Genomic DNA, 12,530 nt, shown 5'->3' with positions numbered 1-12,530 from the left:
CGACGGACGGCGCCTGCCCAAAGGTGCTGCAATCGGCCGCTGTCCTGAAATATCGTACAAAGTCATGGGAATACCGAATGCAGAATGAGCGGATCGATCGTGTGTTCAAGCCTGTCATCGATTACGGCGATCTGCACTATGGCGAGGCGGTGACCCAGCTTGAGCACGCGCTGCAATGCGCGCAACTGGCCCGCGAACAGGGCGGCAGCCCCGCATTGATCGCCGCCGCCTTGCTGCACGATGTCGGCCAGTTCATCGACGATGCGGGCAACGCGGCCGAGCACAAGGGGATCGATGCGCATCACGAAGAGACCGGCGCCGCGTTTCTTGCGCCCTTCTTCGGGCCCGAAGTCACCGAACCGATGCGCCTGCACGTCGCGGCCAAGCGCTATCTGTGTCAGGCAGAGACCGGCTATCGCGATGCGCTCAGCCCTGCGTCGGAACTGAGCCTGCGCTTGCAGGGCGGGCCGATGACCGAGGCAGAGGCCGAAGCGTTCGCCCGGCACCCATGGTTTGCCGAAGCGATCAGCCTGCGGCGTTGCGATGATGCTGCAAAGCGCATCGATTGGCAGGTTCCCGGGCTGGAAAGCTACCGGTCCTTGCTGCGCGATCTGTTGCTGCCGGCTGGCTGACCACCGCGCATTCGCGGTTGCCTACAGCCTTCGCCCCTGTCATGCGTCATCACGATGCGCAAGCCAACCGACATGGTCGAACTTCCCCATCTGGCCGAGCAGTCCGAGGGCCCCCAATACCTCGCACTGCGTGACCGGATCGCCCTCAGCATCGAGATGGGGCGCCTCCAGCCCGAAACGCGCCTGCCGTCCGAGCGCAGCTTCCAGAGCGGGACCGGCGCTGCACGCGGCACGATCCGCGAGGCTCTGGCCCAGCTTGAATCCGAAGGCTTGATCTATCGCCGCGACCGCAGCGGCTGGTACGTCTCACCGCCCGCCGTCACCTACAACCCGACCCATTGGGCCGGATTCATGAGTTATGTGCGCGCGCAAGGGCGGGTTCCCGGCACCGAAACGCTCGACAAGTCGACGTTGCCTGCCGACGCGGGGCTGGCGGACATCTTTCGCGTCGCCCCCGGCGACATGCTGCTGTGCATCAAGCGTCGCCGCACGATCGACGGGCGTCCGGTGCTGGTCGAGCGGATCATGGTCGATCCCGCGCTGGCGCCCGACCTGCTGGACCATTCGCTCGATGGCTCGCTCACCGATATCCTCAAGGCGCACTACGGAATCGCGGTCGCTCGCAACCGGGTGGACATTCGCCCCTGCGCGCTGATCCGTGAAACCGCCGAACAGCTTGGCGTGAAGTCCGGCGCGCCGGGCCTGAAGGTCACGCGTACCAGCTTCGATGAAGCAGGGCGCGTGGTCGAATATGACCGCGAATACTGGCGCCACGATGCCATCCGCATCCATGTCGATCTGAACGTGCGCGCCTGACCAAAAGAACGACGCGGCCCGGCGTCACTCCACGATCAGATGTTGCAGCACTCGCTTTTCGAGCACCAGCATGGCGTCGACGCCGTTGGTGCGCATGACCAGCCCATCGCCCAGCGCCCGCGCGGCCTGATGCACCGAGTGGGTCAGTCCGTCGAATTGTGCGAGGCCGCGTCCCGCCGTGCCATGCAGCGCGCATAGCTGCCGCCAGTCGAACACGAAGCTTTCCAGCAGGCGGTCGAACCGCTCGCCGCGCGACCGCGCTTCGTCGCTATCGGCAGCAACCGTCAGTTCGCCGCGCAAGTCGTCGATCAGCAACTGCACTTCGGCGGCGGGCATGACCACCGAGCGCTGGTCGGCCTCGGTCAGCACCTGTGGGTTGGCGCCGGGCTTCATCGGCAAGGTCCGCCATTGCGCGCGCGGCGGCAGCGGCTTGCGGGCAAACTGCCAGAAGTCCGAGGTGCCCGAGGTGTCGGCGACGAGGTGGACCCGCTCGACAGTGCTGTTGTTCTCGACATGGTGGCGGCGCGAATTATCGAACAGCCAGGTCTCGCCCGCGGCCATGTGCACGCTCTGCCCATCGCAATGAAAGCGGACTTCGGGCGTGGTGAACACCGGAATATGCAGCCGTACCCGGTTGTGCCAGTGATAGTTGATGTCGGCATGTTCGGGCACGCCCACGCCCGGCGCCAGCCGCATCAGGCGCGAACGGCTCCACACGACACCGAACCCTGCCAGCACTTGCCGCAAATATGGCATCCCGGCGAGCCAGCGGGTGGGCAGCATCTGCCCGACATGGGCATCGCTTTCAGCCCCGCCGACGGTGATCAGGCGCGCCGCGCTGTTGCCGGGAACGCCGTCGGGATGCGGTGCCCAAGCCTCATCCGGCAGGGCCGCGACTTCGGCCTGCAGGCAGGCCACATCGAACAGCACGGGCAGTTGATAGAACGGTTGGGGCAGTCGCATGGCGGTCAATCCCGATAGCTGGTCAGCGCGTCGCCCAGCGCCTCGCGCAGCGGTTCGAGCCATTGCGCATAGTTCTGCCATTGCGCCAGACCATCGCGGCCGATGGGTTGGCGCACTTGCTCGGAACTGGGCGTGCGCACGCTGCGCTGTGTCTCGTGAAAGCGCAGGCAGGCTGGTTCGAACGGCAGCCCGCAGTGGGCCAGCATGTGCCGCACGCTGCCTTCAAGATCATCGACCACCTGTTCGTAAGGCACGCGCAACACCCGGCCCGGCAATACCGCATCCCAGTGGCGCATGACGTCCAGATAAGCACGATAGTGCCGCGCTACATCGTCGATGCCATAGGTGAATTCCTGATTGGTGGTGCCGAACAACTGCTTCAGGTTGCTGAAGCAACAGGCCATCGGCTCGCGCCGCACGTCCAGAATCCGGGCGTTGGGCAGGATCAGGTGGATCAGGCCGATGTGCCAGAAGTTGTTGGGCATCTTGTCGATGAAAAACGGGCGGCCAAGCCTGCGATAAGCGCGCGTTTCGGCAAGGTAGCGCTCGCCCAGCGCGCGGGCATCGGCAGCGCTGAGGCGGAGCAGCGCTTCGGGGCGCAGCGGCAGGCCGCAAGCGGGGTCGCTGCCGCACAGTTCGGCGGCATAGCGGCCAATCTCGACCAGTTCCTGCGTCCCTTCGACCTGCACATGCGAGGCGAGGATCTGTTCGATCAGCGTCGATCCCGAACGCGGCAGGCCGACAACGAAGATGGGGGCAGGATCATCCGATCCCCAGCCGGTGCGTGCGGCAAAGAATTCCGCGCTGAACGTCTGACGCAAGGCGTTGGCACAGGCTTGCGCACCGTCGGGGCGATAGCGGCTGGACTGGCGGCGCAACGCGTTGCCGCGTGCATAGAACTGCCATGATTGTGCGTGATCGCCGCGATCCTCCAGCGCCTTGCCCAGCGCAAAGCACAGGTAGACCCGGTCCATGTCGTGCACCCCTGCGCGCTCGACCGCAGCGCGCATTCGGGCGATCTCGTTATCGCCAAAACGGTAGGTCTTGAGGTTGGACAGGCCGAACCACGCCACGCCATAGTCGGGACGCGCTGCCAGCGCGGCGTGATAATCGGCCACGGCATCGTGCGGGCGCCCGGTGATCTTCAGCGCGTTGGCCCGCCACAAGCGCAGTTCGGCCACCTCGGCGGCAGGCAGGCGCGGGTCGGCCAGCAGCCGCGCATAGAGATCGACCACCGCCTCGTGGTCGCCCAGCCCGACGCAGGCCGCGCCATATTGCTTGCAGTATGCGCGGTTGTCCGGATCATGCTGCAACAGCCGTTCCGCTTCCTGCCGTGCGCGCTGGTGCTTTTGCTGCTGCAGCAGCGCCATGGCATGATCGAGCCGCGCCGCATGATAATCGGGCGCAAGCTCCAGCGCCATGGCGAGCAAGGCTTCGGCCTCGGCTGCGTCCTGACGATCCAGGCGGATGCGGGCGAGCAGGCGCAGCGCGCCCACGTTGCCGCCATCCTGTCGCAGATAGTCGCGCAAGACGTCCTCGGCCGGTGCCAGATCGCCGTCTGCATAAAGGCTGTTGGCGACCACAACCGCCGGGGGAAGCTGCTTGAGCACGGTCAGCTTTTGCGCCGCCGTATCGGCCTGAACGCGATCGCCCAGCAGGCGATAAAGCTGCGCCAGCATGTCCCAACTGGCAGGCAAGGTGGGGTTCAAAGCCACCGCCTGTTGCAGGGCCTCGATCGCAGCGGGGCCGTTCTTGAGCAGAATTTGGCAATGGCCACGCTCCTGATGCAGACGGCTGAACCGGGGATGCTGCTGCTCCAGCCGGGCAAGAATGGCGAGCGCATCGACGACGCGACCGGCGGTGCGCAGTGCCTGTGCTTGCTGCAACAGCACGTCGCGTTCCGGATCGACGGTATCCGGGCCAGCGCTTGTGTCGAAGGCGTTCATCCGCCCATCCCTGCCTGCACCAGAGGGGCAAGCCATTCGGGGGCGGGCTGTTCGGCGTCGTAGTATTCGAAGATCAGGTGGATGCGATCGGTCTCGCCGCCATTGTGCACCCAGTGCGGGCCCAGATTGTTGACTTCGAACGCCTCGGCCACGGGCAAATGGCGTTCGATACCGCCAAAACTGCACACCACCTGAGCGTTGGTGGTTAGCGGCACGTGGATCTTGTGCGGCCATTTCGCCGCCGGATTGGCATCGATGTGCGGCAGGATCGCTTCGCCTGCGGGCAAGCGGGCCAGCATCACGCGGGGGAACACGCCTTGCGCATAACCATAGTCGCGCACCGCCTGCGCCAGCACCGGTTCCAGCAGCAAACGCCATACTGCCCAGGGCGGACAATCGTAAGAGCCGCGCCAGTCGTGCGGGCTGTCGATGAAGCGGAATACGATGTGGCGGGTGTTGCCCAGCACGTCGAACTTGTTGGGCTTGGCGGCGTTTTGCGCGTCCCAGATCGCCTCCGGGATGGTCTCCACTGCGGCCAGCAGCGCGGCGGTGTCGACCGGGCCAAGCGGGCGGATGCCAGTCGTCTTGCGCGGGTTGGCGGCGGGCAGGTCGGCGGCAACGCTCATCGCATACCCTCGAAAGTATAGCCGAACAGGTCAAGATCCTGCGCATATCGCGCGGCCACGCCATCGATCAGCGCCTGATCGTAGTAGCGGCGGTAATCGTCGTGGTTGCTGCCGTTGACCCGCTCCAGCGGGCGCGCGGCGATGCCGATGCGGGCGCAGATCGCGTCATACGATGCCTGCATGTCCTCGACCCGTCCCACGGTATCGGCCAGCAGGGTTGTCCCATCGCGATCCACCAGCAGCGATGCCTGCGGCTGGAACAGGATGTGCTGTTCGGGTGGCTGTTCGAACAGGAAGTGGCGCATCACGTCGCGCGGGCGCTGCTGGAACAGGTCGCCCCCGCGCAGCATGAACGCGCAGTACGAGACGAAGCGCGCGAACGGATTGCGCACGAACGCAAACTTGAAATAGCGGCCGAACGCCTCCTCCCCCAGATAGGGGCGGACTTGCTGCAGGGACAGGTGGCCGTGCTGGATCGCCGCGAGATCGGCCCATGGGAAGCGCTTGTTGACGAACAGGCCGACCTGCTCGACGTCCTCGTCGCCCATCTGCTCGCGCAGTGCCTGCCGCACCGAATGCGTCCCCGTCTTGGGCACGGCGGCGAAAATGAAGCGGTGGCGATGCGATACGATCATGCTTGGCCTTTTACGGAAAAAGCGCACCTCCCCCAAAGGGAAGGTGCGCGATCTCGTGGCGGAAGGGGATTTAGAACTTGTAGGCGATGCCACCCATGTAGGTCGTGCCGCTCTGCGTCTGGTTGTACAGGTAGCGGGCCTGACCCCAGAACTGCGTGTCCTTGGCGTTGGTCAGGTTGATGGCATTGACGGTCAACTGGAGCTTGGGCGTGATGTTGAAGAACGCCGAGGCATCGACATAAGTCGATCCTTCGAAGCCGCGCGTGTCGGCGCTCATCGGATCGCTGTTGTGCCCGGTGTACCAGCGGTTGCGGTGGCTCATCGAGCCGCGCATGCCCCACTTGTCGGTCTCGTAATAGACCGTCGCGTTGTAGCTGACGTCCGAAATGCCGGTCAGTGCCTCGTCGGCATCGACATACGTGAAGTTGGCCAGCACGCCCAGCTTGTCGAACGGGGCAGGCAGGAACGACAACTGGCTTTGCGCGGCCAATTCCACCCCGGTCAGGCTCTTGGTGCCCGCGATGTTGATCGGGATGGAGTAGGACTTGACGATCGTGTCGGCGGTGGCGCCCGGAATGCTGCTGATCGGGATGCCGATATCGCCAAAGCGGACGTTCGACAGGTCTTGCGATCCGATGAAGTTCTTGATCCACTTGTGGAATACGCTGGCCGAAACCAGACCGACCTTGCCGAAGTAATGTTCGACAGAGAAGTCGAGCGTGGTGTCCTTGAACGGCTTGAGGTTGGGGTTGCCGCGCGAGGCACTGATTTCGCCGGTGTCCTCGTTCTTGAACGCCTTGCCCTGCGCGGCCATCGAGCCGAGCGAGGGACGGTTGAGGTTCTGCGTCGCGGCAAAGCGCACCAGCGTTTCGTCGGTGATGTCCAGCACCGCGTTCAGCGCGGGCAGGACACCCGAATAGCTGCCCTTCACGTCAGCCGTGCCGAGGTAGGCATAGCTGTCACCCTGGATCCAGCCCTGACTGCGGGTGTTGGTGTGGTAACCGCGCAGGCCCACGTTGCCGCGCAAGTGCTTGCCGAACAGTTCGGTGTCGAGGTCCAGCTGCAAGTAGCCGGAAACGGTCTCTTCCTTGGTCTTGTAGACGTTTTCGATGTCCACCAGCACGCCGCCGGTGCCATCGGAATTGGGCACAAGCCGGTGGTATTCGTTGTACTTGGCAAATCCGCGATCATAGTTGCCGACCAGCCACGAACCGAAGCTGTTGCTGAACACGTCGGTGATGCCGGTGATCGAGGTGCCGCGCGCCTTCTTGGTGGTGCCGTTGTCGCCACCGTCATAGAAATAGCTGGCACCATCCTGCGTGAAGCGGTGATAGGCACCGCCTGCGCGCACGGTCAGGGCGTCGGTCGCCTTGTAACGCAGGTTCAGAACGCCTTCGAGCAGTTCCGAGCTGTTGTAGAACGAGCGATAGTAGAAGTTGTCCATCGCGTAATTGGCGGCTTTGGTCGTGTCGAAGCCCGGATACGTGAACGTCGCCGAGCGGCCATCCGCGCCATAATCGGCAACCAGATTGCCCTTGGCGCGCATGTAGAACTTGTCATCGTAAGGGGTGTCGTAGTTCGACTTTTCATAGCCGACGTGACCGTCGATGGTCAGGCGGTCGGACGCGTCCCACTTGCCGGTCAGCGCCAACTGGTTGAACTTGTTCTTGTTCAGCTCGCGACGATGTTCGCTGCCGAACGTGACGTTTGAGGCATTGGTCATCGTGACGTAGTTGTTGGCGTCGACGTTGAAGTCGTTCAGCACCGTCGGGCTGTTGAACTGGCTCGGCCAGGGGCTGCCAGCAGCAGTGTCCAGCGTGGTCGAACCAAGCCCGTGGATCGGGCGGGTGGCCAGATGCAGTTCGTCGCGATGGGTGGTGAATTCGCCATGCAACCCGTCAAGCGTCAGCAGCAGGTTGTCGGCCGGGCGCCATTGCACCGATGCGGTGATGCCCAGACGCTGCTGCTTGGCATTCCACGAAGAAATGCGGTTGCCGTCGGCAAAGTAGAGGTCGCCGGCCATGAACCGGGCCTGCTTCTCGGCGCTGAGGTGCGAGATGTCGAGACCGCCGTTGACGAGGTCCACTGCATCGCCGACCAGCTTGCCGTCGACCGTTTCGGTCTTGCCGAGGTGGCTGTAGTTGTAGGTGTTGTGGCCCTGTTCCGAGGTCTTGCGCTCGCTGTAGGCGGCCGAGATCGTGATCCCGAAGCGATTGTCCCAGTTGTGGCTGAGCAAGCCCGCAACGCGGAATTGCCCGTCCTTGGTGTACTGGTTCGACCCACCCTTGACGACCAGCGCGCCCTTGGTGCCCGATGCGTAATCGAACGGCTTGCCGGTGAACAGGCCAACCGTACCGGCCATGCCGCCTTCGTTCTGCGCGGCCTGGAAGGTCTTTTCGACTTCCACGCGTGAGAACAGTTCGGACGCGAAGATGTTGAAGTCAAAGGCGCGGTCGCGCGAACGCTGGCCACGGCTGTCCTGCGCCGAATCGACGTTGCCCAGCACTTCCATGCCGTTGAGCTGCACGCGGGCGAAATCGGGGCCAAGCCCCCGCAGCGAGATGCGGCGGCCTTCACCGGCCTCGCGCGTGATCTGGACGCCCGGCAGGCGTTGCAGCGATTCGGCCAGGTTCAATTCGGGGAACTTGGCCATGTCCTCGGCCACAATCACGTCCATCTGGATGACCGCGGTCTTCTTGATATCGCGCGCGATGATCAGCGAGTTGCGGAAGCCGGTGACGACGATGTCTTCGCCCGGGTTCGAGGTTTCCGCAGGCTGGGCGGCGTCTTGGGCCAGAGCGGCTTCAGGGTTGGCGCCAGCGACCACCATCGCTGCCGTAGCCAGCAGAATGCTCTTCGATTTCCAGCGCGTGGCCAGAAGGGAATATCGCGTCATCTTGATTGCCCCTGCAAAGTGGTATGAACCAGTTTGCTTAAGCAGCTTGAAGCGACGCCTCTGTTACACTTGGCGTGGAACCGTCATCCAAACGCCTCATTAAACTGAGTTTTCGTGCGATGACGGCGAGTGTCCCGCCCGCCGGATCGGTCCGATTTGCACGCCGATACCCGCAATTTGTTGCATTTATTCAGCGCTGGCGGTGCAATTGGCGGCGAGGTTTCGAGACTGCTGTGGCGCTGAAGTAACGGTCCTGCACCAAAGCGGCCGACTCGGCGCGGCAGGTGGCTGCGGCGGGTGTCGGAGCGGTCTTGCGCAGCGCGGCCAGTTCGCTGCGCGCGGCATCAAGGTCGGCGCGAAAGGCCGCCGAGCCGTGCAGCGCGGCCGTGGCGGCGGCTCCGGCCAGCCAGCCTGCCGCAACCGCGCTGTGGCTGTGGGCGCCGCAGATAAAGCGACTCTCGCCGAACGCGCGCCCTCTGGCGAGCAGTTCGCTCGCCCGGTCGGGGGCAAGTTCGGCAAGGATCAGCGCTTCCATCCACCCCCCTGCCGCATGGCCGGAGGGATAGTCGCCATTGGCCGCCAGCGCTGCGGTCCGGGGCTGGCAGATCGGTGCGGACGACCGCAGGTAGGGGCGCTGTGTGCGGTAGAAGCTCTTGACCGGATCGACCACGCCTGCGGTGCTCGCCCGGTCGAGCAACCGGGCAAGCGCTGGCGCCGACTGCGGCGTCAGCCTGGCTCCCAGCGCGCAGGCGAAGTGTTCGAACGCCTCGCTGTGCACGTCGGCGCTCGCCAGCTTCCAGCGCGGCGTGCCCGCCAGCCGCGGGGTTGTCGCAAACACGGCACGATCGGCCCTTGCCAGCGGGCTGTCGGGCCGGGGAGGCGGCGGCAGGATGCGCACGCCGTCGGGCGTATCCTCGGGCGACAAGTAGCCATTGCCGGTAGCCGCCACGGCTTCGACGGGTACTTCGCCACACCGACCCGCCGCCCTGACCGGATTGCACAGCGCTGCCGCGCCATCGGGCAACCGCACCTGATAGGCATCATGCAACTGCGGCTCGGGCCACAGGTAGTCGGTCGAAACGAACTGTGCGCCCGATTTGAGCGCGGCATCGCGGCGGGCAGTATCGTTGCGCCGGGCTTCGATGGTTCCCGCATCGGCGCGGGTGCGCACGATGAAACCGTCGGCCACCGCCTTGCGGATGCGCGCGGCATCGGCAAGCGGATCGTTGAGCGTCAGATAGGCCGCGACTGGCGAGGTTTCCTCGGCATTGACGAAGAAGACCCTGCCCGCCAGCGACGCCTGAGCGCCCATGTAAGCTGCAACTTTCAGCGGATCTTCATCGAGCGCGAACATGACCTTGCCCCGTGCCCGGCCAAGGTTTGGCCAGCCACCGTGCAACACCGCCTCGCGCAGCGTCGGAAAGGCGCCTTGCACATCGTCGGGCGTGATCAGCGCTGACGGCGGAAACACCGAACGGACGGCGCGATCGAGCGTGGCAAAAGCGCTGTGGTCGAACGGCAGACCGGCAACGCCGCCGGGGTACGGCGACGCATCGGTCTTGGCATTGAACAGCAACAGGATCGGTGTGTGATCTGGGTGGGCCAGCGACCAGCGCCGCACGACGCCAAGGCAGGCTGTCAGCGTGATGCAGTTGCTCATCACGTCGATGTCGGGGACATGCAGCACCTTGAAACCCGGCTCGGCCAATGCGGCTCTGCGGGCGGGGTCGAGCGCGATTCCGGCGGCGCGCAAACCGGCGGGATCGAGGAATCGCCCGCCATCGGGGTCGTGGTAGACATCGATCTCTAGCTGGCGCGCGCCTGCGTCCAGCTGTTCGGACAAGGGGCGGTGGCGATAGTCGATCTCGTCAGCCGAACCGGGGGCAACTTTGCGCACCAGCGTCATCACTGCTTCGGGCAGCGCCTGCTTGTAACTGTTGTGCGTGCCGACGGTGACGATGTCGTTGAGCTTGAGGTTGTGGTCGATCCACGCGCGCTCGCAACCGGTTCCGGCGCCAGGAGCATCTGCGGCGGACAGGTTGCACGAATGGGCAAGGCAGTCGGTGCCAGCCAGCAACGCGGGGCCCAGCAGAAGTCTTGCTGCAGTCTGCCACATGTTGGGGCTCCCTTCCGTCACTTTTCCGCCACATCACTGGTATAGGCCACAATTTTGCGACGACAGGATGACGGGCGGTGGTTACGCTTGGACGAGACTGCCTTGTCGGTCGCAACCGATGGAGACAATGGCATGGTTACGATGCAGGATCGGCGCAGCTTCATCCGAACGCTGACGGCCACGGCGGGCGCAGCATCGGCCTTTACCCCTGCCATCGCGCGGGCGCTCGATATCCCCGGACATCGTCGAACCGGCACGCTGCAGGACGTAGCCCATGTCGTGATCCTGACGCAGGAAAACCGCTCGTTCGACCATTACTTCGGGACGATGCGCGGAGTGCGCGGTTATGGCGACCGGTTCGCTATTCCCGCGCCGCCATTGCCCGGCGCGCCGCAGCGCAGCGTGCTTGTCCAGCCTAACGAGCATGCCGGGGCCGAGCCTGCGCTGCTTGCTCCGTTCCGGCTGGATACTTCGGTCGACTTCCGGTTGTACCGACCGCTCGGCACGCCGCATGGCTTCACCGACAGTCAGGCAGCATGGGACAACGGTCGCATGGGCGCCTGGCCGCATTCCAAACACAACCATGCCCTTGCGCATTTCACCCGCGCCGATCTGCCGTTTCAGTACGCCTTGGCCGAAGCGTTCACGCTGTGCGATGCCTATCATTGCGCACTGCACCTGAGCACAAATCCCAACCGCCTGTACATCTGGACCGGCACGCACGATCCGCAGGCAAAGGGCAATGGTCCGGCGATCGACAACGGCTATGATACGCTGGCCGGCGATCCCTTCCATCACGGCGGTTATACGTGGACGACCTATCCCGAGCGGCTGATGGCTGCGGGCATCGGCTTCCAGATCTATCAGGACACCGCCGACAACTTCTCGGATAACCCGCTGGAGGGCTTCAAGCGCTACCGCGCGTCACGCAACGCCTCTGCCGAGGTGGAGCGCTTGCTCGCGCGCCGGACCATGACGAGCCGTTCGCTCGACGACCTGCGGCAGGATGTGCAGAGCGGCAAGTTGCCGCAAGTCTCGTGGATCGTTGCGCCTGCTGCTTATTCGGAACACCCCGGCGCTTCCACCCCGCTTCAGGGCGCGGATTATACCGCGCGCGTACTCGATGCGCTGACCGCCAACCCCGACGTCTGGGCCAGGACGGTCCTGCTGATCAACTTCGACGAGAACGACGGCCTGTTCGATCACGTTCCCCCACCAGCGCCGCCAGCACGCGATGGGGGCCGTACGCTGGGCGCGACGACGATCCCGGCGGAGGACGAATATCACGTCCGTTCGCAGAGCGCTGCCGATGCCGCCTACCTTGGCCGTCCCTATGGCCTTGGGCCGCGCGTACCGCTCTACGCGGTATCGCCGTGGAGCAAGGGGGGGCATGTCGCATCAGAGGTGTTCGACCACACCAGCATCCTGCGCTTTCTGGAAGCGCGTTTTGGCGTGATGGAGCCGAACATCAGCGCCTGGCGTCGCGCCGTGTGTGGCGATCTGACCTCGTGCTTCGACTTCAGCGGGTCGGATACGCGGCTGTTTCTGGCGTCATTGCCGACGACAACGACCTTGTCGGAGCGCGCCGCGCAGTTGCAGGAAGTTCCGCCACCCTTGCCGACGGCGCTGGCTGCACCGGTGCAGGAAACCGGTTTGCGCAGGCGTCGGCCGACACCCTATCGGATCGATGCGCAGTTGCGCGTGGAAGGCGATGCTGCCAGCCTGTTGTTTGCCAATCATTCCAAGGAACGTGCCGCCGTATTCCATGTCTATGAGCCCGATTCAGAAGTTGATCAAATTTGACAGTATCTTGCGGTTCTGCGCGTGAGCATGCGGATTGAGGCGATGAGGGCCCATGCGGTGGATGACGCGATGGACCTTTCCCAATCCTTTGCCAGCC

General features: G+C 64.5%; 9 protein-coding genes and 1 pseudogene. 3 read left to right on the top strand and 7 right to left on the bottom strand.

The features are described 5' to 3' along the window. Positions 1 to 77: 77 nt before the first annotated feature. Together LDN95_RS13090 and LDN95_RS13085 are read left to right on the top strand one after the other, a co-directional pair. Positions 78 to 632 carry an HD domain-containing protein gene (locus tag LDN95_RS13090; RefSeq protein ID WP_226018132.1) on the top strand — a complete coding sequence of 185 codons (555 nt, stop codon included), beginning with the start codon at positions 78 to 80 and terminating at the stop codon, positions 630 to 632. 54 nt (positions 633 to 686) lie between these two features. Continuing rightward, entirely contained in the window at positions 687 to 1,448 is a 762-nt protein-coding gene (locus tag LDN95_RS13085) for a UTRA domain-containing protein (RefSeq protein WP_226018131.1), read from the top strand. A 24-nt stretch (positions 1,449 to 1,472) separates the two neighbouring features. Here the strand turns inward: LDN95_RS13085 and LDN95_RS13080 are convergent, their stop codons facing one another. The 6 genes from LDN95_RS13080 to LDN95_RS13055 all read right to left on the bottom strand — a co-directional run bounded on the left by LDN95_RS13080 (position 1,473) and on the right by LDN95_RS13055 (position 10,630). Further along, entirely contained in the window at positions 1,473 to 2,411 is a 939-nt protein-coding gene (locus tag LDN95_RS13080) for an aspartyl/asparaginyl beta-hydroxylase domain-containing protein (RefSeq protein ID WP_226018130.1), read from the bottom strand. A 5-nt stretch (positions 2,412 to 2,416) separates the two neighbouring features. Then, positions 2,417 to 4,357 (bottom strand): tetratricopeptide repeat-containing sulfotransferase family protein, encoded by a 1,941-nt coding sequence (locus LDN95_RS13075; protein WP_226018129.1) that lies wholly within the window; start codon positions 4,355 to 4,357, stop codon positions 2,417 to 2,419. Further along, positions 4,354 to 4,983: an aspartyl/asparaginyl beta-hydroxylase domain-containing protein gene (locus tag LDN95_RS13070; RefSeq protein ID WP_226018128.1), complete on the bottom strand. Its 630-nt coding sequence runs from the start codon at positions 4,981 to 4,983 to the stop codon at positions 4,354 to 4,356. The genes LDN95_RS13075 and LDN95_RS13070 overlap by 4 nt, the downstream gene beginning before the upstream one ends. After that, positions 4,980 to 5,618, bottom strand: coding sequence for a sulfotransferase family 2 domain-containing protein (locus tag LDN95_RS13065; protein ID WP_226018127.1), 639 nt, complete (start codon positions 5,616 to 5,618; stop codon positions 4,980 to 4,982). Before LDN95_RS13065 ends, LDN95_RS13070 begins: the two co-directional genes overlap by 4 nt. Before the next feature lie 70 nt (positions 5,619 to 5,688). Beyond that, positions 5,689 to 8,514: a TonB-dependent receptor gene (locus LDN95_RS13060; RefSeq protein WP_226018126.1), complete on the bottom strand. Its 2,826-nt coding sequence runs from the start codon at positions 8,512 to 8,514 to the stop codon at positions 5,689 to 5,691. 190 nt (positions 8,515 to 8,704) lie between these two features. Beyond that, the gene (locus LDN95_RS13055; protein ID WP_226018125.1) at positions 8,705 to 10,630 is read right to left on the bottom strand and encodes a Ca2+-dependent phosphoinositide-specific phospholipase C; all 1,926 of its coding nucleotides are present in this window, start codon (positions 10,628 to 10,630) and stop codon (positions 8,705 to 8,707) included. Positions 10,631 to 10,762: 132 nt separating this feature from the next. Between LDN95_RS13055 and LDN95_RS13050 the strand changes: the two genes are divergently transcribed. Next, positions 10,763 to 12,433 carry a phosphocholine-specific phospholipase C gene (locus LDN95_RS13050; RefSeq protein ID WP_226018124.1) on the top strand — a complete coding sequence of 557 codons (1,671 nt, stop codon included), beginning with the start codon at positions 10,763 to 10,765 and terminating at the stop codon, positions 12,431 to 12,433. Here the strand turns inward: LDN95_RS13050 and LDN95_RS13045 are convergent. Beyond that, positions 12,424 to 12,530 (bottom strand): annotated as a pseudogene (locus LDN95_RS13045) (IS5/IS1182 family transposase); the annotation flags it as partial. The gene LDN95_RS13050 and the pseudogene LDN95_RS13045 overlap by 10 nt on opposite strands.

This window comes from Novosphingobium sp. FKTRR1, from assembly GCF_020404405.1.
Classification (GTDB): Bacteria; Pseudomonadota; Alphaproteobacteria; order Sphingomonadales; family Sphingomonadaceae; genus Novosphingobium.
Note: the sequence above shows the minus strand (reverse complement) of the source record. Positions and strands in the feature narration are given on the sequence as shown.

What these genes read in the sequence shown, in the direction of transcription:
- LDN95_RS13050 (WP_226018124.1), top strand. Translation starts at nt 10,763, where the DNA reads ATGGTTACGATGCAGGATCGGCGCAGCTTCATCCGAACGCTGACGGCC.
- LDN95_RS13065 (WP_226018127.1), bottom strand. Translation starts at nt 5,618, where the DNA reads ATGATCGTATCGCATCGCCACCGCTTCATTTTCGCCGCCGTGCCCAAG.
- LDN95_RS13055 (WP_226018125.1), bottom strand. Translation starts at nt 10,630, where the DNA reads ATGTGGCAGACTGCAGCAAGACTTCTGCTGGGCCCCGCGTTGCTGGCT.
- LDN95_RS13075 (WP_226018129.1), bottom strand. Translation starts at nt 4,357, where the DNA reads ATGAACGCCTTCGACACAAGCGCTGGCCCGGATACCGTCGATCCGGAA.
- LDN95_RS13085 (WP_226018131.1), top strand. Translation starts at nt 687, where the DNA reads ATGCGCAAGCCAACCGACATGGTCGAACTTCCCCATCTGGCCGAGCAG.
- LDN95_RS13080 (WP_226018130.1), bottom strand. Translation starts at nt 2,411, where the DNA reads ATGCGACTGCCCCAACCGTTCTATCAACTGCCCGTGCTGTTCGATGTG.
- LDN95_RS13070 (WP_226018128.1), bottom strand. Translation starts at nt 4,983, where the DNA reads ATGAGCGTTGCCGCCGACCTGCCCGCCGCCAACCCGCGCAAGACGACT.
- LDN95_RS13090 (WP_226018132.1), top strand. Translation starts at nt 78, where the DNA reads ATGCAGAATGAGCGGATCGATCGTGTGTTCAAGCCTGTCATCGATTAC.
- LDN95_RS13060 (WP_226018126.1), bottom strand. Translation starts at nt 8,514, where the DNA reads ATGACGCGATATTCCCTTCTGGCCACGCGCTGGAAATCGAAGAGCATT.